General features: G+C 71.2%; 24 protein-coding genes. 6 read left to right on the top strand and 18 right to left on the bottom strand.

The features are described from left to right. Positions 1 to 71: 71 nt before the first annotated feature. From AB0447_RS35135 to AB0447_RS35125, 3 genes are all read right to left on the bottom strand, one after another. Positions 72 to 344 (bottom strand): DUF1876 domain-containing protein, encoded by a 273-nt coding sequence (locus tag AB0447_RS35135; RefSeq protein ID WP_366481014.1) that lies wholly within the window; start codon positions 342 to 344, stop codon positions 72 to 74. An 80-nt stretch (positions 345 to 424) separates the two neighbouring features. Next, positions 425 to 763: a hypothetical protein gene (locus tag AB0447_RS35130; protein ID WP_366481013.1), complete on the bottom strand. Its 339-nt coding sequence runs from the start codon at positions 761 to 763 to the stop codon at positions 425 to 427. Between the two features lie 51 nt (positions 764 to 814). Next, positions 815 to 1306 (bottom strand): DinB family protein, encoded by a 492-nt coding sequence (locus tag AB0447_RS35125; RefSeq protein ID WP_366481012.1) that lies wholly within the window; start codon positions 1304 to 1306, stop codon positions 815 to 817. Positions 1307 to 1471: 165 nt separating this feature from the next. Here AB0447_RS35125 and AB0447_RS35120 point away from each other — a divergent pair, with 165 nt between their 5' ends. Then, positions 1472 to 2131 carry a TetR/AcrR family transcriptional regulator gene (locus AB0447_RS35120; protein ID WP_366481011.1) on the top strand — a complete coding sequence of 220 codons (660 nt, stop codon included), beginning with the start codon at positions 1472 to 1474 and terminating at the stop codon, positions 2129 to 2131. After that, entirely contained in the window at positions 2128 to 2727 is a 600-nt protein-coding gene (locus tag AB0447_RS35115) for a DUF2867 domain-containing protein (RefSeq protein ID WP_366481010.1), read from the top strand. The genes AB0447_RS35120 and AB0447_RS35115 overlap by 4 nt, the downstream gene beginning before the upstream one ends. On the opposite strand, the gene AB0447_RS35110 is transcribed toward AB0447_RS35115, so the two are convergent. The 7 genes from AB0447_RS35110 to AB0447_RS35080 form a co-directional block, all read right to left on the bottom strand. After that, positions 2724 to 3326 (bottom strand): TetR/AcrR family transcriptional regulator, encoded by a 603-nt coding sequence (locus AB0447_RS35110; RefSeq protein WP_366481009.1) that lies wholly within the window; start codon positions 3324 to 3326, stop codon positions 2724 to 2726. The genes AB0447_RS35115 and AB0447_RS35110 overlap by 4 nt on opposite strands. Before the next feature lie 198 nt (positions 3327 to 3524). Further along, positions 3525 to 4526: a porphobilinogen synthase gene (gene hemB, locus AB0447_RS35105; RefSeq protein ID WP_366481017.1), complete on the bottom strand. Its 1002-nt coding sequence runs from the start codon at positions 4524 to 4526 to the stop codon at positions 3525 to 3527. 501 nt (positions 4527 to 5027) lie between these two features. Further along, on the bottom strand, positions 5028 to 6695 hold the full coding sequence (locus AB0447_RS35100) for a bifunctional uroporphyrinogen-III C-methyltransferase/uroporphyrinogen-III synthase (RefSeq protein ID WP_366481008.1): 1668 nt from the start codon (positions 6693 to 6695) through the stop codon (positions 5028 to 5030). Further along, positions 6692 to 7660, bottom strand: a complete 969-nt coding sequence (gene hemC / locus AB0447_RS35095; RefSeq protein WP_366481007.1) for a hydroxymethylbilane synthase — start codon at positions 7658 to 7660, stop codon at positions 6692 to 6694. The genes AB0447_RS35100 and hemC overlap by 4 nt, the downstream gene beginning before the upstream one ends. Further along, positions 7657 to 9369 (bottom strand): glutamyl-tRNA reductase, encoded by a 1713-nt coding sequence (locus AB0447_RS35090; protein ID WP_366481006.1) that lies wholly within the window; start codon positions 9367 to 9369, stop codon positions 7657 to 7659. Before AB0447_RS35090 ends, hemC begins: the two co-directional genes overlap by 4 nt. Next, a complete protein-coding gene (locus AB0447_RS35085) occupies positions 9366 to 10214 on the bottom strand; it encodes a redox-sensing transcriptional repressor Rex (RefSeq protein ID WP_366481005.1) in 849 nt (282 codons plus the stop codon). Before AB0447_RS35085 ends, AB0447_RS35090 begins: the two co-directional genes overlap by 4 nt. A 284-nt stretch (positions 10215 to 10498) precedes the next feature. Then, positions 10499 to 10777 carry a glutaredoxin family protein gene (locus AB0447_RS35080; protein WP_366481004.1) on the bottom strand — a complete coding sequence of 93 codons (279 nt, stop codon included), beginning with the start codon at positions 10775 to 10777 and terminating at the stop codon, positions 10499 to 10501. 118 nt (positions 10778 to 10895) lie between these two features. Here AB0447_RS35080 and AB0447_RS35075 point away from each other — a divergent pair, with 118 nt between their 5' ends. The 3 genes from AB0447_RS35075 (at position 10896) to AB0447_RS35065 (ending at position 14447) form a co-directional block, all read left to right on the top strand. Next, positions 10896 to 11912, top strand: a complete 1017-nt coding sequence (locus tag AB0447_RS35075; RefSeq protein WP_366481003.1) for an HAD-IB family hydrolase — start codon at positions 10896 to 10898, stop codon at positions 11910 to 11912. Positions 11913 to 12233: 321 nt separating this feature from the next. Beyond that, entirely contained in the window at positions 12234 to 13052 is an 819-nt protein-coding gene (locus tag AB0447_RS35070; RefSeq protein WP_366481002.1) for an ECF subfamily RNA polymerase sigma factor, BldN family, read from the top strand. 195 nt (positions 13053 to 13247) lie between these two features. Next, the gene (locus tag AB0447_RS35065) at positions 13248 to 14447 is read left to right on the top strand and encodes a DUF5667 domain-containing protein (RefSeq protein WP_366481001.1); all 1200 of its coding nucleotides are present in this window, start codon (positions 13248 to 13250) and stop codon (positions 14445 to 14447) included. A gap of 108 nt (positions 14448 to 14555) precedes the next feature. Here AB0447_RS35065 and AB0447_RS35060 read toward each other — a convergent pair whose 3' ends face one another. The 8 genes from AB0447_RS35060 to AB0447_RS35025 all read right to left on the bottom strand — a co-directional run bounded on the left by AB0447_RS35060 (position 14556) and on the right by AB0447_RS35025 (position 21194). Then, positions 14556 to 15530, bottom strand: coding sequence for a lysophospholipid acyltransferase family protein (locus AB0447_RS35060; RefSeq protein WP_366481000.1), 975 nt, complete (start codon positions 15528 to 15530; stop codon positions 14556 to 14558). Next, positions 15530 to 16630: an NAD-dependent epimerase/dehydratase family protein gene (locus AB0447_RS35055; RefSeq protein WP_366481016.1), complete on the bottom strand. Its 1101-nt coding sequence runs from the start codon at positions 16628 to 16630 to the stop codon at positions 15530 to 15532. Before AB0447_RS35055 ends, AB0447_RS35060 begins: the two co-directional genes overlap by 1 nt. Positions 16631 to 16686: 56 nt before the next feature. Continuing rightward, positions 16687 to 16785, bottom strand: a complete 99-nt coding sequence (locus tag AB0447_RS35050; RefSeq protein WP_003948845.1) for an AURKAIP1/COX24 domain-containing protein — start codon at positions 16783 to 16785, stop codon at positions 16687 to 16689. 120 nt (positions 16786 to 16905) lie between these two features. Continuing rightward, positions 16906 to 17115 (bottom strand): helix-turn-helix domain-containing protein, encoded by a 210-nt coding sequence (locus tag AB0447_RS35045; protein ID WP_162688852.1) that lies wholly within the window; start codon positions 17113 to 17115, stop codon positions 16906 to 16908. A gap of 144 nt (positions 17116 to 17259) precedes the next feature. After that, positions 17260 to 18072, bottom strand: a complete 813-nt coding sequence (locus AB0447_RS35040; RefSeq protein ID WP_366480999.1) for a phosphatase — start codon at positions 18070 to 18072, stop codon at positions 17260 to 17262. A gap of 91 nt (positions 18073 to 18163) precedes the next feature. After that, a complete protein-coding gene (locus tag AB0447_RS35035; RefSeq protein WP_366480997.1) occupies positions 18164 to 19333 on the bottom strand; it encodes an acetoin utilization protein AcuC in 1170 nt (389 codons plus the stop codon). Further along, positions 19284 to 20501: an MFS transporter gene (locus AB0447_RS35030; protein ID WP_366481015.1), complete on the bottom strand. Its 1218-nt coding sequence runs from the start codon at positions 20499 to 20501 to the stop codon at positions 19284 to 19286. The genes AB0447_RS35035 and AB0447_RS35030 overlap by 50 nt, the downstream gene beginning before the upstream one ends. Positions 20502 to 20531: 30 nt before the next feature. Then, a complete protein-coding gene (locus tag AB0447_RS35025; RefSeq protein ID WP_366480996.1) occupies positions 20532 to 21194 on the bottom strand; it encodes an HAD family hydrolase in 663 nt (220 codons plus the stop codon). A gap of 68 nt (positions 21195 to 21262) precedes the next feature. Between AB0447_RS35025 and AB0447_RS35020 the strand changes: the two genes are divergently transcribed. Further along, a complete protein-coding gene (locus AB0447_RS35020; protein ID WP_366480995.1) occupies positions 21263 to 21859 on the top strand; it encodes a Uma2 family endonuclease in 597 nt (198 codons plus the stop codon). The last annotated feature ends 141 nt before the right edge of the window (positions 21860 to 22000 follow it).

The raw sequence follows: 22000 nt of genomic DNA, 5'->3' as shown, positions 1-22000 counted from the left end.
GTGCGGGACTTCGAAGTCCCGCACGGCGCCGCCGCCCTCACTCTTTCCCCTTCGACCTGGACGCACCCGGCTCAGTGGGTCAGCGGGTAGGAGTGCCTGCCCGTCGCCTCGTCGATCTCGCCGTGCGCCTTCTGGAGCAGCTGGGACGCGAGATCCATGAGCGCACGGGCACCCGAGATCTCCTCACCGACCCGTAGCTGTTCCGGGTCGGACGGGTGGCGCATGGCATAGCCACGCGCTCTCATTTCTGTGCCATCCGGAAGCCTGAGCAGGGTCGCCGCGCTGGTGCGGTGGCCCTCCTCGGAGAATTCCATCTCCACATGCCAGCCTGCGAGCGTAGGCATGATGGATCACCTCCTGGGGTCACCCTCTCCCTCCAGAGTGCTCCTGGACGCCCCCGAATGCGACCGGGCGCCCGGGGCAATCAGAACTGGGCCCGGGCCCAGTTGCCGATCGCCAGGAGCAGCAGCACGACGACCCCGGCCGCGGACCAACGCAGCCTCGGCTCCCGCCGGGCCGCCTTGACGCTCTCGACCATCCCGTACAGCGCGGCCAGCGCCCCCGCTCCGCCGATCACCGCGGCCGTCACGTCCACCCAGGCCCGGTCGGGCAGCAGCCGCAACATCAGCGAGGCGATCGCCAGCGGCACGACCGGCCACCCGTTCCCGCTGACGGACTCCCGCTCCCGAACCTGCTCCTGTTCCTGTTCCTGCTCCTGCTCCTGCTCCTGCATCTGCTTCTGCTTCTGCTTCTGCTCGGTCACGCTTCCCCCTCGGACGACACACCTGTCCCGGAAGACGCGCGGGCGGGCCGCTCAGTTGATCTGCCCGAGATGGGCGAAGGAGTCCTGGAGCTGGCCGGCCAGCCGCTCCCGGACGGTGTGCGCGGTGCCGAGCGTCGGGCTCGCCGCGATCCGGGCGAGATCCCCGTCGGGGGCGCCCGCCAGCCAGCGCTCGATCATGGCGTGCACGGCGTCGGCGTAGCCGGCGAGCAGCTCGCCCGATCCGGCAAAGGCGTCGGCCTCCGCCCGGGTGTGCCCGTACCCCGTGTCGGACGGGTCGGCGGGCCGGCCGAAGCGCTCCGCCCAGCCGGACAGCCACAGCTGCTCCGTCCCGGCCACCTCGGACAGGTTGCGGTCCTGGCCGCGCACGATGTGCCAGACCAGCCAGCCCACCGAGTTCCCGCCCGCCGCGGCCTGCCGTTCGAGGCCCTCCTCCCCGGCCTCCGCCACCACCCGCCCGAGCTCCCCGTGCACCCGCCGGAACATCTCCAGCGCCAACCCCTGCCATCCGCCACCGGTCGTCATGCAACCAGTCAACTGCCCCGCATCGCCCGGCGGGTAATCGTTTTCCCGGCCGCCGCCGGCGAAGGTCGAACCAAGCGGAGCGATCAAGGAAACGTCCTTCGGCGCCCTCTTCCCCGCGATCAACTCCCCCTGATAACCTACATGCATGTATGTATGTGAGCTGGCATGGTGACCGCGGGGGCCCCGAAGGGTGCCCGTCGGTCACAGGCGGACCGGCGGGCCCAGACCAGGAACGCCCTCCTGGAAGCCGCGGCGCGGGGGCTGTCCACGTACGGGTACGCCAATCTGGTGCTGGAGCGCGTGGCCGGCGAGGCCGGCTACACACGGGGCGCCCTCTACCACCTGTTCGCCAACAAGGAAGAGCTGGCGCTGGCGGTGGTGCAGTGGGTCGAGGAGACCTGGGATGCCGAGGTGGGCCGTCTCGTCGCCGCGGAATCCGACCCCGTCGACGCGCTGCTGGCGCTGGCCCGGGGCCATGCCGTCTACTGCCGCCGCGACGTGGCCCAGGTGATGCTGACCCTGAGGGTGGAGTTCGCCGGCCAGGACCATCCGGTCGGCCGGGCGATCACCGACATCGTCGAACGGCTCGCAGCCGACTGCGCCGCCCTGATCGCCGCCGGACGCGACAGCGGCGCGATCCCGCCCGGGCCGCCGCCCGCCCACATGGCATCGGCCTATCTCGGCATCGTCGAGGCGGTCGGCATCGAGCTCGCCGGACACGCCCCCTACGACGTCGAACTCGCCGACCGGGCCGTCCGCGGCCTGCTCGGCCTGCCGCCCGCCGCCCTGCCCGCGCACGACCCGGCCACGGAGGTCAACGAATGAAGTTGCCGAACACCGCCCACACTGCGCGCCCCTGGCGCATCCACGAGGTCACCCGCGGCTTCCTGCTGGAGGACGTGTGGGCGCTGCCGACGCCGGGCGGCCCCGACGACTTCCCCGAGCTGGTGTCGACCATGGTCTCGGACGCCGACGACGGCTTTCCGCAGAACGCCCCGATCGCGGTCCGCTTCCTCTGGGCGGCCCGATGGAAGATCGGAGCACTGCTCGGCTGGGACGGCAAAGCCGCCGGGTTCGGCTCCCGGGTGGACCGGCTCCGGGACCGGCTGCCGAGCGATCTGCGCGAGGCAGCGCGGGGCCCGGACTTCAAGGACGTCCCCTTCACCTCCGTGTACCTGCTCGCGGACGAGTGGGCGGCGGAGATGGCCAACCGGACCGTCCACACCGTCATGCACCTCAGCTGGGTCCCGGACGGATCCGGCGGCCACCGCGGCCAGATGGCGGTCCTGGTGAAGCCGAACGGACGGCTCGGCGCCGCCTACATGGCCGCGATCAAGCCCTTCCGGACCCTGATCGTGTACCCGGCGCTGATGCGCAGCATCGAACGCGACTGGGCGGCGCGGCCCGCTGCCCGGCCCTAGATCTCCGGGTCGGGGCTGAGCGAGCGCCAGATGGTGTCGGGGAGGTAGCGCTCCGCCTCGTCCAGGTCCATGCAGTACGTACGGGACAGCCAGCGGCGCGCGGTCTCCGCGATCGGCCCCATCACCATGATCTCCACCAGCGGCACCGGCACCGCCGCGATCTCGCCCTTCGCCATCCGGGCCCCCAGCCACTCCATCAGGGGCGCGACCTGGACCAGCTTGGCGGCCTGGATCTCCTCGGCGTGCCCGGCCAGGTAGCCGGAGTAGGCGGAGGCGTGCAGGAAGAGGGCGGCGTCCCGCTGGTCCCGGGTGAACCGGAGGTAGGCCTGGACGAGCGCCCGGACTCCGGTCCGGGCGGTGCGGGCGCGCTGCAGCGCGGCGGTCAGCTCGTCGAAGAGCCGTCCCATGCAGCGGATGTAGAGCGCGGCGGCCAGGCCGTCGAAGCTGCCGAAGTGGTGGTAGAGGCTGCCGAGACTGACCCCGCTGGCCTTGGTGACGGCCTGCACGGTGAAGCCCTGCTGGCCGCCCTCCGCATAGACGCGCAGGGCCGAGGTCAGGAGCTGTTCGACGGTGGCCTCGCCACGCTGCTGCTTCACCATGGGGGTGAGCCTAGGGCACAAACAAAATAGAGGGATTTTCTAGAAAAACACTTCAGTACGAGGTCTGGGTGCGCCACACTCGGCCGCATGAGGACGCAGGGGAGGCGGCCCGCGGGCCCGCCCCTTCCGCTGCCGGCCGGACGGCGCAACTCCGCGCCACCCGGCCGGACCTGAGCTGCCGCGGGTGCTGTACGGGGGTCAGCGCTCGCGGCGCAGCCAGCCGGCGACCTCGGTCGCCCAGTACGTCAGGATCGTGTCCGCGCCCGCCCGCTTGATGCCGGTCAGGGTCTCCAGGATGGCCCGGTCCCGCTCGATCCAGCCCTTCTCCGCGGCCGCCTCGATCATCGCGTACTCGCCGCTGATCTGGTACGCCGCCACCGGCACGTCCACCGCCTGCGCCACCCGGTACAGGATGTCCAGGTAGGGGCCGGCCGGCTTGACCATCACCATGTCGGCGCCCTCCTCCAGGTCCAGCGCCAGCTCCCGCAGCGACTCGCGGGCGTTCGCCGGGTCCTGCTGGTAGGTCTTCCGGTCGCCCTGCAGGGAGGAGGCGACGGCCTCCCGGAACGGACCGTAGAAGGCGGAGGAGTACTTGGCCGTGTAGGCCAGGATGGCCACGTCCTCGTGGCCGGTCTCGTCCAGGGCGTCCCGGATGACCCCGACCTGACCGTCCATCATCCCGCTCGGTCCGACCACGTGCACACCGGCGTCGGCCTGCACCTGGGCCATCTCCGCGTACCGCTCCAGCGTCGCGTCGTTGTCCACCCGGCCGTCCGCGTCCAGGACACCGCAGTGGCCGTGGTCGGTGTACTCGTCCAGACACAGGTCCGACATGATCACCAGATCGTCGCCGACCTCGGCCCGCACGTCGCGGATCGCGACCTGCAGGATCCCGTCCGGCTCGGTGCCCGCCGTGCCCAGCGCGTCCTTGTTCTCGTCCGCCGGCACCCCGAACAGCATGATCCCCGCCACGCCCGCCTCGACCGCCTCCACGGCGGCCTTCCGCAGCGTGTCCCGGGTGTGCTGCACCACGCCGGGCATCGCCGAGATGGCGAGGGGCTCGCTGATCCCCTCCCGCACGAACGCCGGGAGGATCAGGTCCGAGGGGTGCAGCCGGGTCTCGGCGACCATCCGCCGCATCGCCGGGGTGGTCCGCAGCCGCCGCGGCCGCGAGCCGGGGAAGGAACCGTACGCGCTCATCTTCGTCGCCTCTTCGAACTCCGGGAACCAGTCCCCCAAGGGTATGACCCCTCCGAGCCCGCGCCGGTCGCCACGGCCGTGTGGGCAATCGTTCCGCAGGCCGGAACCGGTGGGCACACGGCACAATGGCCCGCCCCGTCCCGCGCAGCGTGACCGCGCCGGCCGCCACGGCCGTGTGGGCAATCGTGCCGCAGGGCGGCACGGGTGGGCACACGGCACGACGGCCCGCGCCGTCCCGCGCAGCGTGTCCCCGCACCCCCGGCCCTGCTCCGGTACCGGCCCGGCCCGGGTACGCAACGGCCCGGGTACGGCAACGGCCCGGGTACGGCAACGGCCCGGGTACGGCAACGGCCCGGGTACGGCAACGGCCCGGGTACGGCAACGGCCACCGCCTGGCGGCGGTGGCCGTATACGCTGCGCGGTCCCTGCGGGTGGCGCGTCCCGGTGTGCCCACCCGTCCCGCCCTGCGGAACGATTGCCCACACCGGGCCGGGCAGACCGTCAGGTCGTGCGGCGGCGCCGCGCGCCAGGACGGCGCTCGCTCGGCCGGGACACCGGCTCCCCGGCCTCCTTCGCCGCCTCACGGCGCGCCGCGCCGTACTCCGCCAGCGCCTCCGCCAGCTTCGACACGCTCGGCTCCGGCGACAGGACGTCGACCCGCAGCCCGTGCTCCTCGGCCGTCTTCGCCGTCGCCGGGCCGATGCACGCGATCACCGTCACGTTGTGCGGCTTGCCCGCGATACCGACCAGGTTCCGCACCGTCGACGAGGAGGTGAACAGCACCGCGTCGAAACCGCCGCCCTTGATCGCCTCGCGCGTGTCCGCCGGCGGCGGCGACGCCCGCACGGTCCGGTAGGCCGTGACGTCGTCCACCTCCCACCCGAGCTCTATCAGCCCGGCGACCAGCGTCTCCGTCGCGATGTCGGCCCGCGGCAGGAAGACGCGGTCGATCGGGTCGAAGACCGGGTCGTACGGCGGCCAGTCCTCCAGCAGCCCGGCCGCCGACTGCTCGCCGCTCGGCACCAGGTCCGGCTTCACACCGAACTCGACCAGCGCGGCCGCCGTCTGCTCGCCCACCGCGGCGACCTTGATGCCCGCGAAGGCCCGGGCGTCCAGCCCGTACTCCTCGAACTTCTCCCGGACCGCCTTGACCGCATTGACGGAAGTGAAGGCGATCCACTCGTACCGGCCCGTCACCAGGCCCTTCACCGCGCGCTCCATCTGCTGCGGAGTACGCGGCGGCTCCACGGCGATGGTCGGCACCTCGTGCGGCACCGCGCCGTAGGAACGCAGCTGGTCGGAGAGCGAAGCGGCCTGTTCCTTCGTACGCGGAACCAGCACCCGCCACCCGAACAGCGGCTTCGACTCGAACCAGGACAGGTCCTCGCGCCGGGCCGCCGGGTGGTGCTCACCGACCACGGCTATCACCGGACGCCCGCCCTCCGGCGAGGGCAGGATCTTGCCCTGCTTGAACACCTGGGCGATGGTCCCGAGCGTGGCGGTCCAGGTCCGCTGCCGGGTCGTGGTGCCCGCCACCGTCACCGTCAGCGGGGTGTCGGGCTTCCGCCCGGCCGCCACCAGCTCGGCGGCCGCCGCCGACACCGTCTCCAGGGTCGCGGACACCACCAGGGTGCCGGCGCTGGCCCCGACCTCGCTCCAGCAGCGGGCCGTGGCCGTCTTCGCGTCCAGGAAACGCACGTCGGTGCCCGACTTGTCGCGCAGCGGCACACCGGCGTAGGCCGGGACACCCACCGCCGTCGCGACACCCGGCACCACCTCGAAGGGGATGCCCTCGGCCGCGCAGGCCAGCATTTCCTCGGCGGCATTGCCGTCCAGCCCCGGGTCGCCCGTGACCGCACGGACGACCCGCCTGCCGGAGCGCGCAGCCTCCATGACAAGATTGGCGGCGTCCCGGATCACCGGCACCCCAGCGGCTGCTGACACTTCGTCAACAACCGTCAGCTGCGGCGTGTCCACGCCCGTGCGCGCATGCGTCCGTACGACGTCGAGCACATCGGGCTCCGCGATCAGCACGTCCGCGGCCGACAAGGCCTCGACTGCGCGCAGCGTCAGCAGACCCGGGTCGCCGGGGCCGGCACCGAGGAAGGTGACGTGTCCGTGGGCGGCGACGGCCGAAAACGCGGAGGGGTTGAGACTTGAGGGGTTCAAAGGGATCGCTCCCCCATCAGACCGGCCGCGCCCTTGGCCAGCATCTCGTCCGCGAGTTCGCGGCCGAGCGCCATGGCCTCGTCGTACGACTGGGGCACGGGACCGGTGGTGGACAGCTGCACCAGCGTCGAGCCGTCGAGGGTTCCGACGACGCCGCGCAGGCGCATTTCGTTGACAATCTGCCCGTCGGCCAGCAGGTCGGCGAACGCGCCCACGGGTGCGCTGCAGCCGGCCTCCAGGGCGGCGAGCAGGGACCGCTCGGCGGTCACGGCGGCCCGGGTGTACGGGTCGTCGAGCTCGCCGAGCGCGGCGATCAGCTCCGCGTCGGACGCGGGGCATTCGACCGCCAGTGCCCCCTGGCCGGGGGCGGGCAGAACATGGTCGACGGACAGGAGGTCGGTCGCCTCGTCCGCGCGCCCGATCCGGTTCAGACCGGCGGCGGCGAGGACGACGGCATCCAGCTCGCCGTCGTGCACGAAACCGATGCGGGTGTCGACATTGCCGCGGATCGGCACGGTTTCGATGGTCTTGCCCAGGCTGCGGGCGTACGCGTTCAGCTGCGCCATGCGGCGCGGCGAACCGGTACCCACCCGGGCCCCGTCGGGCAGCTCCTCGAACCGCAGCCCGTCCCGGGCCACCAGCGCGTCCCGGGCGTCCTCGCGTCGCGGCATCGCGGCGATGACGAGCTCGGCCGGCTGCGCGGTCGGCAGGTCCTTCAGCGAGTGCACGGCGAAGTCGACCTCGCCGCGCAGCAGGGCGTCGCGCAGTGCGGTGACGAACACCCCGGTCCCGCCGATCTGGGACAGCTGCTCGCGCGAGACGTCGCCGTACGTGGTGATCTCCACCAGCTCGACGGGACGGCCCGTGATCTTGCGGACCGCCTCGGCGACATGCCCGGACTGGGACATGGCCAGCTTGCTGCGCCGCGTGCCGAGCCGGAGGGGCTGGTCCAGACGTGTGTTCATGATGCCCGTCCTGAGTCGTCGTTCTGGTCCGCCCGGCTGACGGACGCCACCGTCTGCGGGTCGAGGTCGAAGAGTTCGCGCAGCGCATCGGCGTAGCCTGCGCCGCCGGGTTCGCTGGCGAGCTGTTTCACGCGCACGGTCGGTGCGTGCAGCAGCTTGTCGACAACCCGCCGTACGGTCTGGGTCACTTCGGCCCGCTGCCGGTCGTCGAGATCGGGCAGCCGGCCGTTGAGCCGCGTCACCTCGCCGGCGACGACCTCGGCGGCCATCGCCCGCAGGGCAACCACTGTGGGCGTGATGTGCGCGGCGCGCTGCGCGGCGCCGAAAGCCGCCACCTCATCCGCCACTATTCCGCGCACGGCGTCCACATCGGCGGCCATCGGCGCGTCCGCGCTCGCCTCCGCCAGGCTTTCGATGTCGACCAGCCGCACCCCGGGGATCCGGTGCGCCGCCGCGTCGATGTCCCGCGGCATGGCCAGGTCGAGCAGGGCCAGCCGTACGGGCGTCCCGTCGACCGGCGTCCGGCCCGCGCGCTTGGGCTGCCGGATCGCCGGAGCCTCACCCTGGTCGGCCCATGTCCCGTGCAGTTCGAGGGAGTTGGCGTCCACGCCGGTCAGCGCGGAGCGCCCCTCGGCGGCGGGGGTGTCCAGTCCGACGGGACAGGCGTCCCGCTCGGCGGCACTGATGGTCCGCGCGGCCCCACCGTCGGCGATCCGCCCGTGCGTCTGCGCAGCCTCGGCCAACTTGGCCACGAGCTCGGCACCCGCCAGCCCCTCCAGCCCCGCCGGCGTTTGCGGCGCGGCGTCCGGGGCAGAGCCCCAGAGGGTCTGGGGCGGAGTCCCAGTTTCGGGAAGGGGCGGGGTGGGGGAAAGCCCCGCAGGGCCCGACACCGCCGCGGCCACCTCGTCCCCGGTCAGCACCAGCCCGGTCGCCCCGGTGCACGACACCACAACGTCGACCCGCCCGAGCTCCTCCGCGACCTGGGCCATGCCGATCGCCCGCGCGACAGCACCCCCGGCACCCAGAATCTCGACCAGCCGCTCAGCCCGCTCCGCCGTTCGGTTGGCCACGACCACCTCGGCCACCCCGACCCGCGCCAGCGTCGCCGCCGCCAGCGAGGACATCGACCCGGCGCCGATGACCAGCGCCCGCTTCCCCGCGGCCCACGCGTCCACCGGCTCCCGGACCGCCAGCTGCTCCAGGCCGAAGGTCACCAGGGACTGTCCGGCCCGGTCGATGCCGGTCTCGCTGTGCGCGCGCTTGCCGACCCGCAGGGCCTGCTGGAACAGATCGTTGATCAGCCGGCCGGCGGTGTGCAGCTCCTGCGCCAGCGCCAGCGCGTCCTTGATCTGGCCGAGGATCTGCCCCTCGCCCACCACCATCGAGTCCAGCCCGCACGCCACCGAGAAGAGGTGGTGCACCGCCCGGTCCTCGTAGTGCACGTACAGGTAGGGGGTGAGCTCCTCCAGCGCCACCCCGCTGTGCTGCGCGAGCAGCGTCGACAGCTCGGCGACACCGGCGTGGAACTTGTCCACGTCCGCGTACAGCTCGATCCGGTTGCAGGTGGCCAGCACCGCCGCCTCGGACGCCGGCTCCGCCGCCAGCGTGTCGTGCAGCAGCTTCACCTTGGCGTCCGCGGTCAGCGAGGCCCGCTCCAGCACGCTCACGGGCGCACTGCGGTGACTCAGGCCCACAACGAGGAGGCTCATGCCGGCATCACCGCCGGCACGTCACCCTCCGGACCGCCCTTGCGGGGAGTGGCAGCGGTACGCGCGGTCGACTGGACCGGCGCGCCCGCGCCGGGAGCGCCCAGCGCGGCGGCGGACTCGCCGGAGGCAGAGGCAGAAGCAGGAGCAGAAGCAGAAGCGGAGGCAGAAGCAGACGCCGCCTCCTCCCCGGCCTTGCGCTGCTCGTGGAACGCGAGGATCTGCAGCTCGATGGAGAGGTCGACCTTGCGTACGTCCACCCCGTCCGGCACGGACAGCACGGTGGGCGCGAAGTTCAGGATGGAGGTCACGCCGGCGGCGATCAGCCGCTCGCTGACCTGCTGCGCGGCACCCGCCGGGGTCGCGATGACGCCGATCGAGACGCCGTTCTCCTCGATGATCTTCTCGAGGTCGTCGGTGTGCTGCACGGGCATGCCGGCCACCGGCTTCCCGGCCATGGCCGGGTCCGCGTCGATGAGCGCGGCGACGCGGAAGCCGCGGGAGGCGAAGCCGCCGTAGTTGGCGAGGGCGGCGCCGAGGTTTCCGATGCCGACGATGACGACCGGCCAGTCCTGGGTGAGGCCCAGTTCGCGGGAGATCTGGTAGACGAGGTACTCGACGTCGTAGCCGACACCGCGGGTCCCGTAGGAACCCAGGTACGAGAAGTCTTTGCGCAGCTTCGCGGAGTTGACCCCGGCCGCAGCCGCGAGCTCCTCCGAGGACACCGTGGGGACCGATCGCTCGGAGAGCGCGGTGAGGGCGCGCAGGTACAGCGGAAGCCGGGCGACAGTTGCCTCGGGAATGCCGCGACTACGGGTCGCCGGTCGGTGAGTTCGGCCAGTTGCCACAATGCTCCTGCGGGATGAGCGGGGCTGCAGGCGGCCGCTTGTCCCAGGACCGCCCCGTCGAAAGCAGGCTATGTCTTTGTGAACGCGTGCACAAAGATTGTGTCCGCTTTGTCCGAGCAAAGTGACCGGGGTCACGCGGTCCGGGCGCGAGGGGGCGGAACCGGGAGCGGGCCGAACCCGTTCAAATCCCGAAGGGGGCAAAACCGCACACACTCCTCATCGCTATGCCCCCGAGACCCCACAAATCGCCCACGATGGTAACCGGCTGAGCCCGTCGTCGGGGATCAGCCCTCCAATGCCCGTCGCAGCCGGTCCGGGTTCACCCGCCAGAAGGTGTGCTGCTCGCCGTCCACCAGCACCACCGGAATCTGCTCCCAGTGCAGCCGGTACAGCTCCTCGTCCTGTGAAATGTCCTTCTTCTCCCACTGCGCTCCGGTCTCGGCGCAGACTTTCTCGACCACCTCTTGTGCTTCGTCACAGAGATGACACCCGGGCTTCCCGATGAGCGTGACCATCCGCTCGCCGGGACTCCTCTTTTCCTTACGACGCAGCAAAGGACTCATGCCCCCATTCTCCCGCGCCCCGACACCCCGGGATCCGCCGCGGAGCGTGCGTGAAGAGTTAACGCATCCGTCTCCCGCCGGTTCGGGCCGCACCGAACACAGTGGCTATGCTCGCGTCATGTCCCGCCCGTCGCCCGACCACCACCCCGGTAGGAGTCCCTTGGGGACGCGCGCCCGATGGGGATGGCTCACCCCCCGTAGGCGCTCCGCGACCGCGCGCAGCGTCCTCGCAGGCGAGGCCTCGGCCGAGGCCGCCCGCAAGACCGCACAGGCCGGTGACGCGGACCTGGAGACGGTCCTCGAAGCGGACGGCGAAACCACCGCCGAGGCGGAAGCCGAGCCGGAGGAGTTCCCGGTCGCCGGGGACGACCTCGCCGCCGCCTTCTTCGACCTCGACAACACCGTCATGCAGGGCGCCGCGATCTTCCACTTCGGCCGCGGCCTGTACAAGCGGGAGTTCTTCCAGCGCCGCGAGCTCGCCCGGTTCGCCTGGCAGCAGGCCTGGTTCCGGCTGGCCGGGGTCGAGGACCCCGAGCACATGCAGGACGCCCGCGACAGCGCCCTCTCCATCGTCAAGGGCCACCGGGTCTCCGAGCTCATGGCCATCGGCGAGGAGATCTACGACGAGTACATGGCGGAACGGATCTGGCCGGGCACCCGCGCGCTGGCCCAGGCGCACCTGGACGCCGGCCAGAAGGTCTGGCTGGTCACCGCCGCCCCGGTCGAGACCGCCACGATCATCGCCCGCCGGCTCGGCCTGACCGGGGCCCTGGGCACCGTCGCCGAGTCCGTCGACGGGGTCTACACCGGCCGGCTGGTCGGCGAACCCCTGCACGGCCCCGCCAAAGCGGAGGCGGTGCGCGCGCTGGCCGCCGCCGAGGACCTGGACCTGGCGCGCTGCGCGGCGTACAGCGATTCGCACAACGACATTCCGATGCTGTCGCTGGTCGGACACCCGTACGCGATCAATCCCGACACAAAACTGCGCAAGCATGCCCGCGCCCACGACTGGCGGCTGCGCGACTACCGGACCGGCCGCAAGGCCGTGAAGGTCGGCGTCCCGGCTGCCGCCGGAGTCGGCGCCCTGGCAGGCGGCGCGGCCGCCGCCATTGCCCTGCACCGCCGCCGCAAGTAGCGGACGGCCCCGGTCGGCGGCCATTCCCCCAGCCCTACCCGCCCCTCCCGGGCGGCACTCCGGCATGCCCGACTCGGCCACAACAGGCCCTGGAAGCAGCCATTCCGCGCGCGAAATCGATCAGCAATCGATCACCGCCTGCGACTGAATATGCCCTCGACACGCAACAGAAGTGTCGGAAGCGATGATTTTCGCAACTGGGTGTAGCGCTGCCTGTACGAAGCGTTATTCTCCTCAAACGCATGCCACCGCCCATCTGTCGCCACGACGGGTGAACGGTCCCGCACTGCACGTGATGGAAGCTCTGCCTCTGGGAGTCCCGTGTACCCACCTGTCGGGGTTGACGCCTCGGGCCTGGCTACGCTGCGCGCAACGGTCATCGACCGCCTGCGCGGCTTCGTCCCCACCGCGTACGCCGTCCCCGTTCTCGCCACCGCGGTCCCGGCCGGCCTCGGCCCGGCCGGTCCCTGCTACGCCCTGACCGACGGCGGGGCGACGGTGGGCAGACGCGGCCGTACCGCCGGCACCGCGAGCAGCGGCTCCGGCGGCGGTACCGGCACCCAGGCCGCCCGCCGGCCCACCGCGGACAGCGACAGCGCCCGCATGATGGACCTGGTCGAACGCGCCCAGGCGGGTGAGGCCGACGCCTTCGGCCGGCTGTACGACCAGTACAGCGACACCGTGTACCGCTACATCTACTACCGCGTCGGCGGCAAGGCGACGGCGGAGGACCTCACCAGCGAGACCTTCCTGCGGGCCCTGCGCCGCATCTCCACCTTCACCTGGCAGGGCCGCGACTTCGGCGCCTGGCTGGTCACGATCGCGCGCAACCTGGTCGCCGACCACTTCAAATCCAGCCGGTTCCGCCTCGAAGTCACCACGGGCGAAATGCTGGACGCCAACGAGGTCGAACGCAGCCCCGAGGACTCGGTCCTGGAGTCCCTCTCCAACGCGGCCCTGCTGGAGGCCGTCCGCAAGCTCAATCCCCAGCAGCAGGAATGCGTGACCCTGCGCTTCCTTCAGGGCCTCTCGGTCGCCGAGACGGCCCGGGTGATGGGCAAGAACGAAGGCGCCATCAAGACGCTCCAGTACCGGGCGGTCCGCACCCTGGCCCGCCTCCTTCCGGACGACGCCCGCTGAGTTCCTCATGCAGCTGTGGTCCGATCATCCTTCGTCCGTAACCCAAGTGCCGCGCCGCTCGTTGTGCGGAATGCAGGCTCCCTGTGGACACGCCATGCCCGAAGCCACTCACTCGAAAGGGTGGATGTGCTCAAGGAAGGCAACCATCCGGACACCCTGGGGAGTCGATCGTCATGACGAGAGGAGGTGCCGCCAGTGATCGCGAACGTTTCCACCCACCGGCGGGCGAACGCCTTCGCCCAGGCCCTGGAGGATCGGACACCGTCCGACCTTTCGGATTCCGAGCCGGCGGCCGAGCAGTCCGAGGCACCTGCCGAACCTGCCGAGCACGACCGGTTGTTGGCCCTGGCGAGCGTGCTCGGCGAACGAATGCCGCGCCCGGAGCTGGACCCCGAGGTCAAAGTGGTGCAGCGAGCACAGCTCGTTGCCGCCATGGAGGCCATGGTGATGGAGGAGAGGGCCGGGGGCGGTGCCGCCTCGGACCCTCAGGTGCCCGAGCAGCGGACCGGCCGCGGCGCCCACCGGGCGACCCCGCTCCGGAAATTGCGGCCCCGCTCCCGCTGGTCCAAGGGCATCGCAGCGGGCGGTCTCACCGTCGGTGTGGCGGCGGGGGCCTTCAGCGGAGTGGCCGCTGCCAGTTCCGACGCCCTGCCGGGTGACTCCCTCTACCCCGTGAAGCGGGGCATGGAGGACCTCAAGCTGGGCATGGCCGACGACGATTCCGACCGGGGCGAGCTCTACCTCACCCAGGCCTCGACCCGGCTCTCCGAAGCCCGTCGGCTGATGGACCGGGGCAAGACCGGGAACCTCGACCACGAATCGCTGAGCGAGATCCGGCGCGCCCTGGCCGGCGTCAAACACGACGCCTCCGAGGCCCACCGACTGCTCCAGTCGGCCTATGAACGGGACGGATCACTGGGCCCCATCCAGGCCCTGACCTCCTTCTCCCGTTCGCACCGGGACGCCTGGGGGAAGCTCCGCGAGAAGCTCCCGCCCCAGCTCAACGACGTGGGTCTGGAAGTCTCCTCGGTCTTCCAGGCCATAGACGATGACGTCGAGCCGCTGCAGGGGCTGCTGCCCAAGCCGCCCGAGCAGACCCGTGGCACCGCGTCCTCGACGCCCGAGCCCGGCAGCAGCGGCCGTACGCAGCCCACCCCGCCCGCGGCCAAGCCCGGCAACGGCACCCCGGCACCGGCGGCCCCCTCGGCCGACCAGTCGAAGGGCTCCGCGCCCGGCCTGCTCCCCGGCACCGAGGGCCTGCTCAACCCGCCCCCGTTGAACACCACCCCGAACCCGGCCTCCCCTTCCCGGGCGCCGGAACCGGACATCACCCTCCCGCCCCTGCTCCCGGGTCTCCTCCCGGGCCTGGGCATCAGCCAGGAAGACGCAGGCTGACCGCCAAACGCCGGCGGGGCACCCCAGCCCCGCCGGCGTTTGCGGCACCCCAGCCCCGCCGGCGTTTGAGGCGCGGGGGTCCGGGGGCTTGCCCCCGGCAACGGCGCGTCAGAAAAAGACGGACCGTCGCTGCACCAGCAGCTTGTACAAGGTGTGCTGAATCTGCTCCCGCACCTGATCCGTCAGATTGAACATCAGCATCGGATCCTCCGCCGCCTCCGGCGCATACCCGTCCGTCGGGATCGGCTCCCCGAACTGAATCGTCCACTTCGTCGGCAAGGGCACCGCCCCCAGCGGCCCCAGCCACGGAAACGTCGGCGTGATCGGGAAGTACGGAATCCCCAGCAGCCGCGCCAGCGTCTTCGCGTTGCCGATCATCGGGTAGATCTCCTCCGCCCCGACGATCGAGCACGGCACGATCGGCGTCCCCGCCCGCAGCGCCGTCGACACGAAGCCGCCCCGCCCGAACCGCTGCAGCTTGTACCGCTCTCCGAACGGCTTCCCTATCCCCTTGAAGCCCTCCGGCATCACCCCGACCACTTCCCCGGCCTCCAGCAGCCGCTGCGCGTCCTCCGCGCACGCCAGGGTGTGCCCCGCCTTGCGGGCCAGCTCGTTGACCACCGGCAGCATGAACACCAGATCCGCCGCCAGCAGCCGCAGATGACGCTGCGCCGGATGGTGGTCGTGCACTGCCACCTGCAGCATCAGGCCGTCCAGCGGCAGCGTCCCCGAGTGGTTCGCGACGATCAGCGCGCCGCCCTCCGCCGGGATGTTCTCGATGCCCTTGACCTCGACCCGGAAGTACTTGTCGTACAGCGGCCGCATCAGCGACATCAGGACCTGGTCGGTGAGCTCCTTGTCGTAGCCGAAGTCGTCGACCTCGTAGTCGCCGGTGATCCGCCGGCGCAGGAAGGCCAGACCGCCCGCGATCCGCCGGTCCCATCCGCCGCCCGCCGGGACCGGCTCCGGCGCCGCCGGCTCCACCACCTCCGGCTCGGGCGGGGGCACCGCCCGCACCCGCCGGGCTGCTGCGCGCCTGCGCGGCCGGTCCTCGTCGAACGGAATGACCTTGGCGTCCGCCACTATCGGTTCGCTCCCTCAGCCTCAGACTCCACCGCAGCCTCCACGTTCAACAGCCCCGCCACCCGGTCCACTGCCCGGCCCACGCGCTCCGGCGGCAGCAGCCCGCTGCCCCGGCTCCGCGCGAAGTCCGCGAAGGCCTCAGCGGTCGTGTAGAGGGGTTCAAAGCCCAGCACTTCACGCATCTGCGTGGTTTCCACCACCCGACCGTGCGTCAGCAGCCGGATCTGCTCCGGCGAGAAGTCGGTGACGCCCACCGCCCGCAGTGCGGAGCCCACCCAGGTGACGGCCGGCAGCAGCAGCGGAACCGTCGGCCGCCCCAGCCGCCGCGAACACTGCGACAGCAGCAGCACCCCGTCGCCCGCGATGTTGAAGGTCCCGCTGTTCAGCGTCCCCGGCTTCGGCTCCTGCGCGGCCAGCCGCAGCACGTCCAGGACGTCGTCCTCGTGCACGAACTGCAGCCGCGGGTCGTAGCCCAGCACGGTGGGCATCAGCGGCATCGAGAAGTACTCGGCCAGCGGCGAATCGGCCAGCGGCCCCAGGATGTTCGCGAAGCGCAGCACGCACACCGCGACATCGGGCCGCCGCCGCGCGAATCCCCGTACGTAGCCCTCGACCTCCGAGGCGTCCTTCGCGAAACCGCCCGCCGGCAGGGCCTTGGGCTGGGAGGTCTCGGTGAACACGGCCGGATCCCGGGCCGCGCCCCCGTACACGCTGGTGCTGGACTTCACCACCAGCCGCCGTACCGTGGGCGACTTCTGGCAGGCCCCGAGCAGCTGCATCGTCCCGATGACGTTGGTTTCCTTGACGGTGCTGCGCGCGCCGCCGCCGATGCCCGAGCTGCCTCCGGTGACGGCCAGATGGACCACCGTGTCCACGGCGTGTTCCGCCAGCACCCGGGCGATCGCCGACTGTCTGATGTCCGTACGGACGAACTGGGCCGATCCCAGGCGGTGCGGCGGCGGTACGGAGTCCACCGCGATCACCCGCTCGACCTCAGGATCGCGCTGGACGCGACGCACGAAGCGGGCCCCCAGCTGCCGGGCAGCCCCGGTGACGAGCACGACCTTCCCCACGAGCCCAGCGCCTCCCTCGTCCTGCACCACAGCCCCCCCACCATGATGGTGGAGGGGCTGAGGAAAACACGTACAGCTGCCGTTTACTTCTTGTTACGACGCTGAACGCGGGTGCGCTTGAGCAGCTTGCGGTGCTTCTTCTTAGCCATCCGCTTGCGCCGCTTCTTGATAACAGAGCCCACGACTACCCTCGCTCACTTCTCTTCACTCGGTGCGGGGCGTCTGGGCCCACACGACCTACGTCGGCCTAGCCTACCCGCCTGAGCGTCCAGCTTGTAATCCGAGGGCGACCGGGGTCTGCGTCAGGCCGACTCCACCCCCACAAAAGACTCACGGAGGTACTCATGGACCGCGTTCTCGGGGACCCGGAAGGACCGGCCCACCCGGATTGCGGGCAGATGACCGTTGTGCACCAGGCGGTACACGGTCATCTTCGACACTCGCATCACCGAGGCGACCTCCGCCACGGTCAGGAACTGAACCTCACTGAGAGGCCTCTCGCCAGCAGCCATGACACACCTTGACCTTCCGCGCATGACGGGGCACCGGCTTCCCCTCCGGTTACTCCACGTCGTCGCACGCTCACTCCCCAGATTAGGGGCGGGTGATGCGAGTGGGGAAGAGGTGTTGCAGCCACCGGCCGGACCCCGCCGCTATCACGACAGACTCGCCCGATTGAGTACATAGCGAGTGAGGGGCCGGTAGTAGTCCGCACGGACGGCGTCATCAAGCGGAACCGCCACCGCCACACTTCCCTCGGCCTCCCCGACGAACAGGGCGGGATCGTCCGTATCGGCCAGCCCGATGGCCTCAAAGCCCAGCTGACCTGCTCCGCAGACCCATCCGTGGTCCCCCACCACGAGTTCCGGCAGCGGCCCGCCGGCGTCGGCGAGGGCACCGAGCGCGATCCGAACCGGCAGCGGTGAGTGGGAGTGTGCGCCGGTCGCACTCCCGGCCGCCCGCGCGCCGGGCTCCCGCACCATGGCGACTCCCCGTACGTAATCCAGGCTGTACGTGCGTACCCCGAACCGGGTCGCCATGTCGACACTGCGACCCTGCGCCGGGGTGAGGACAACACATCCCGCCGCCGACAACGCCTCGGCCAAAGTGACGTAGAAACCCAGGAGCCGGTGCGGATGTCCGGTGCCGAACAGGACCGGGGCGCGCGCCGCGACCGCCTGCCGCAGCCGGCCGGCGAAGGCCTCCAGCGCGGCCAGGGTCCGTTCCGGATCGATCACGTCCGGCCCGCTGACGTGCGCCGGGTCCGCCGACACCCCGCACTTGTCGGCCATCAGGCGTAACAAGTCGGGCTCTGCCCAGGCCCATTCCGGATCGAGCCCCAGCAGCACCCGCGGATCGCGTGCCGCGAAAAGCCGGTAGCTGCGCAGGCTCTCCTCCCGGGAGGTGGCCACGGGCCCGGCCAGCCGGGCCGCCAGCAGGTGCGCACGCAGGGCGCCGGTGCTCAACACCCTCCGATGCTGCCTCACCCGGCCTGACTGATCACCAATTAGCGCGAACCGCCCCACAGTTGGCCTAATACCACGTCATCGGACGGGCCCCTCACATGAGCATGCCGCGCAGCGGGAACACCGCCCGCCGGGTCGCCAGTACGGCCTGGTCGGTCCGGTCGGCCGGGTCGTAGCCGAGATCCCAGTCCCGCCACTCCCCGGTGCGCCCGTCCGTCATCCGGCCGGGGGCCAACTGCCGGGTCCGCGCATACACTTCGTCGCGCCAGGAGGCCGGGACGGCAGACTCGGGATCGACCGGGCGGTGCGCGGCGATCCCCACCAGGTGGGTCCAGGACCGGGGCACCACGTCGACCACGGCGTACCCGCCGCCGCCGAGTGCCAGCCACCGCCCGTCGGCGTGGTCGTGCGCCAGCCGGTGGCAGGACTCCTGCACGGCCCGCTGCGCGTCCAGCGACACGGCCAGATGGGCGAGGGGGTCCTCGAAGTGCGTGTCGGCCCCGTGCTGGGACACGATCACCTGTGGCCGGAAGTCGGCCAGCAACTCGGGCACGGTCGCGTGGAAGGCCCGCAGCCAGCCCTCGTCCCCGGTCCCGGCGGGCAGCGCGATGTTCACCGCGGACCCTTCGGCGGCCGGCCCGCCCGTCTCTTCCGGCCATCCGGTCTGCGGGAACAGCGTCCGCGGATGCTCGTGCAGCGACACGGTCAGAACCCGGGGGTCGTCCCAGAAGGCCGCCTGCACCCCGTCCCCGTGGTGCACGTCCACGTCCACATAGGCGACGCGTTCGGCGCCCAGCTCCAGCAGGCGGGCGATCGCGATCGCCGCGTCGTTGTAGACGCAGAACCCGGCTGCACCGCCGGGCATGGCGTGGTGCAGCCCGCCGGCGAAGTTCACGGCGTGCTCCGCCTCCCCGCGCCAGACGGCCTCCGCGCCGGCCACCGACTGCCCGGCGATCAGCGCCGACGCCTCGTGCATCCCGTGGAAGGCCGGATCGTCGATCGTGCCCAGCCCGTAGGACCCGTCGGCCACCCCCGGATCGGCGGACACCTCGCGCACGGCGGCGACGTAGTCCTCCCGGTGGACGAGCCGCAGGGTCGACTCCCCCGCGGTCCGGCCGGCCCGTACGTCCATCTCCCGGTCCAGCCCGAAGGCGCGCACCAGGCCCATGGTCAGCGCCAGACGCACCGGATCCATCGGATGGCCGGGCCCGAAGTCATACTTCGTTACCGCCTCGTCCCACATCAACAACCCGCGGCCGCTCATGCCCGACACCGTATCGGGCGCCCTCCGCGCCGAACGAGCGGGCGTACACCAGGGTCACCAGGACCAGCACCATGGGCACGAGCATCGCGCCCCGGTAGCTCCAGGCGTCCCCGAGTGCGCCGACGAGCGGTGACCCGACCAGGAAGCCCACGTAGTTGAAGATGTTCAGGCGTGCGACCGCGGCATCGGAGGCCCCGGGGAACAACCGGCCCGCCGCGGCGAAGGTCTGCGGCACGATCACGCACAGCCCGAACCCGAGCAGGGTGAACCCGAGCATGCCCGCCCAGGCGCCGGGCGCCGCCGCCACCACCGCGAACCCGCCTGCGGCGAGGAGCGTCCCGCCCCGTACGACGGCCACGGCCCCGAACCGCCGCACCCCCACGTCCCCGACGGCCCGCCCGATCAGGGTGGTCACCATGTAGACGTTGTAGGGGACGGTCGCCAGCTGCTCGGAGCTGCCGAGCACGTCCTGGAGGTACTTGGCGCTCCAGTTGGCGACGGTCGAGTCCCCGATGTACGCGCAGGCCATCACCAGGCACAGCGGCAGCAGCAGCCCGAACTTCACCGCCCCGCCGGCGGCGCCCGCAGCCTCGGCGGGTTTCCCTCCGCCGTGATCCACATAGAACCGGCTCCCGGCCAGCGCCAACGGCAGCAGCACCGCCACGGCCGGCAGGTAGGAGACGGCCAGGTCCAGATCCCAGTGCGCCCCGGCCCAGGCCGCGGACGCCCCGACAATCCCGCCGAGGCTGTACGCGGCGTGGAAGCCCAGCATGATGCTGCGGCCGTAGGCGCGCTGCAGGCTGACGCCGAGCATGTTCATGGACGCGTCGAGCGCGCCGACGGCCAGCCCGAACGCGGCCAGCGCCAGCGCCACCTGCCACATCCCGCTGCCGGCCCCCACCCCGAGCAGGGCCAGCAGCACGAGCGGCTGCGACCACCGCAGCACCGCGCTGGGCGGAACCTTCCCTACGGCCTTCTCGGTGAGGACGCTCCCCACCCCGGCGAGGATCGGCACGGCGGCGAGGAACACGGGCAGCAGTCCGTCGGATATCCCGTACCGGTCCTGGATGGCGGGGATCCGCGTCACCAGCAGCGCGAAGGTGACCCCTTGCACGAAGAAACTGAACCCCAGCGCCTGGCGCCCACGCCGCATCACCGCGGTGGTCATGGTCATGGCGGCACAGCGTAGGCCCGTGAACTACCGGTGGGTAGAGATCAGACCGAGAAGTTCCCCGAGCTCGCTCATCTCCCCGAAGTACCCGGTCGCCCCGGCCAGCGTGGCGGCACTGGTCATCGCCGTGAACCCGTACACGTCCATCCCGGCGGCCAGGGCGGCCTGCACCCCGAGCCGGCTGTCCTCGACCACCACGCACTTCTCGGGTGCGACGCCCATCTCGCGGGCGGCGTGCAGGAACAGGTCCGGCGCCGGCTTGCCCTTCCCCACATCCTGCGCACTGAAGATGACCTCGTCCCGGAACCACCGGCTCAGCCCGGCAGCCCGATGCCCGACCCGGATCCGCTCATGACTCCCGGAGGACGCCAGGCAGTACGGCGCCCCCGCCGCCACCAACCCGGCGAGCACGTCCTGCACCCCGTCGACGGGCTTCAACTCCCGCTCGAACGCGGCAAAGGTCCGCGCATGCAGCACCTCGTCGAACTCCCCGGGCAACCGCTCCCCGGTCCGCTCGTGCACGAGATCGTGCACCCGGTGCACGGCGGCACCCATGTAGTCCCTCAACGAGTCCTCGTACGAGGTGGGATGCCCCAACTCGGTCAGATACCCGGCCAAAATGGCATTGGCGAGCGGCTCACTGTCCACCAGCACGCCGTCATTGTCGAAGATGACAAGGTCATAACCCATGCGAGAACCCTAGAGGCTTCACTGTGCCCGCCTGGATACGCTGGCCAGGTCGCAACCAGGAGGACATCATGGCCGACCTCACCCCCGAGCAGATGCGCCGACTGCACGATTTCGCGGAGCAGCTCGCGGAGCTGGCCGAACACCAGGAAGACCAGTGGAAGGTGCAGACCACCGACGGTCAGATCTTCCTCACGATGATGAATCCCACGGCTCCCCACGGGCTCAATGTGGTGCGGCTGCGCCGCCAGATCGAGGCCCAGGCACCCGAGGTCATCGCCCTCAACGACACCAACATGGGAGATCCCGAAACAGGCCTGACCAAGGTCCCTGACCTCATGGTCATCGCGGAGGAGCACACTGACGACACCGCGAAGGTCGTCAACTCCCGCGACATCCTGATGGTTGTGGAAGTCGTCTCCCGCACCAATTCCCTCACCGACATCCGCGACAAGCTGCATGATTACCCGAAGATGGGAGTTCCGCTGTATGTCGTCGTAGACCCGCGCAAGGACAAGCAGACCGTCACGGTACACAGCGATCCCTCACAGGGTCCCGACGGTATCCGGTACCGCAAGGAGGTCCCCTACGCTTTCGGGGACACCGTCAGCGCCGGCCGCTGGAGTCTGGACACCAGCAGCCTCAAGAGCTACCCCGCCGACTGGTAAAGGCACCACCACAACGGCCCCCGGTCTACGGACGGGGGCTTCAACCGCCCTGAACGCAGAAAAGCCCCGCACCATAAGGTGCGGGGCTTTCCCACAATGATTGTTCGGCGGCGTCCTACTCTCCCACAGGGTCCCCCCTGC

Source organism: Streptomyces sp. NPDC051211, from assembly GCF_040689505.1.
Classification (GTDB): Bacteria; Actinomycetota; Actinomycetes; order Streptomycetales; family Streptomycetaceae; genus Streptomyces.
Note: the sequence above shows the minus strand (reverse complement) of the source record. Positions and strands in the feature narration are given on the sequence as shown.

Excerpts from the sequence above, each read along its gene's own strand:
- AB0447_RS35135 (WP_366481014.1), bottom strand. The coding sequence starts at position 344 with ATGCCTACGCTCGCAGGCTGGCATGTGGAGATGGAATTCTCCGAGGAG.
- AB0447_RS35125 (WP_366481012.1), bottom strand. The coding sequence starts at position 1,306 with ATGACGACCGGTGGCGGATGGCAGGGGTTGGCGCTGGAGATGTTCCGG.
- AB0447_RS35120 (WP_366481011.1), top strand. The coding sequence starts at position 1,472 with ATGGTGACCGCGGGGGCCCCGAAGGGTGCCCGTCGGTCACAGGCGGAC.
- AB0447_RS35115 (WP_366481010.1), top strand. The coding sequence starts at position 2,128 with ATGAAGTTGCCGAACACCGCCCACACTGCGCGCCCCTGGCGCATCCAC.
- AB0447_RS35110 (WP_366481009.1), bottom strand. The coding sequence starts at position 3,326 with ATGGTGAAGCAGCAGCGTGGCGAGGCCACCGTCGAACAGCTCCTGACC.
- hemB (WP_366481017.1), bottom strand. The coding sequence starts at position 4,526 with ATGAGCGCGTACGGTTCCTTCCCCGGCTCGCGGCCGCGGCGGCTGCGG.
- hemC (WP_366481007.1), bottom strand. The coding sequence starts at position 7,660 with ATGAACACACGTCTGGACCAGCCCCTCCGGCTCGGCACGCGGCGCAGC.
- AB0447_RS35090 (WP_366481006.1), bottom strand. The coding sequence starts at position 9,369 with ATGAGCCTCCTCGTTGTGGGCCTGAGTCACCGCAGTGCGCCCGTGAGC.
- AB0447_RS35080 (WP_366481004.1), bottom strand. The coding sequence starts at position 10,777 with ATGAGTCCTTTGCTGCGTCGTAAGGAAAAGAGGAGTCCCGGCGAGCGG.
- AB0447_RS35075 (WP_366481003.1), top strand. The coding sequence starts at position 10,896 with ATGTCCCGCCCGTCGCCCGACCACCACCCCGGTAGGAGTCCCTTGGGG.
- AB0447_RS35045 (WP_162688852.1), bottom strand. The coding sequence starts at position 17,115 with ATGGCTGCTGGCGAGAGGCCTCTCAGTGAGGTTCAGTTCCTGACCGTG.
- AB0447_RS35035 (WP_366480997.1), bottom strand. The coding sequence starts at position 19,333 with ATGAGCGGCCGCGGGTTGTTGATGTGGGACGAGGCGGTAACGAAGTAT.
- AB0447_RS35030 (WP_366481015.1), bottom strand. The coding sequence starts at position 20,501 with ATGACCACCGCGGTGATGCGGCGTGGGCGCCAGGCGCTGGGGTTCAGT.
- AB0447_RS35025 (WP_366480996.1), bottom strand. The coding sequence starts at position 21,194 with ATGGGTTATGACCTTGTCATCTTCGACAATGACGGCGTGCTGGTGGAC.
- AB0447_RS35020 (WP_366480995.1), top strand. The coding sequence starts at position 21,263 with ATGGCCGACCTCACCCCCGAGCAGATGCGCCGACTGCACGATTTCGCG.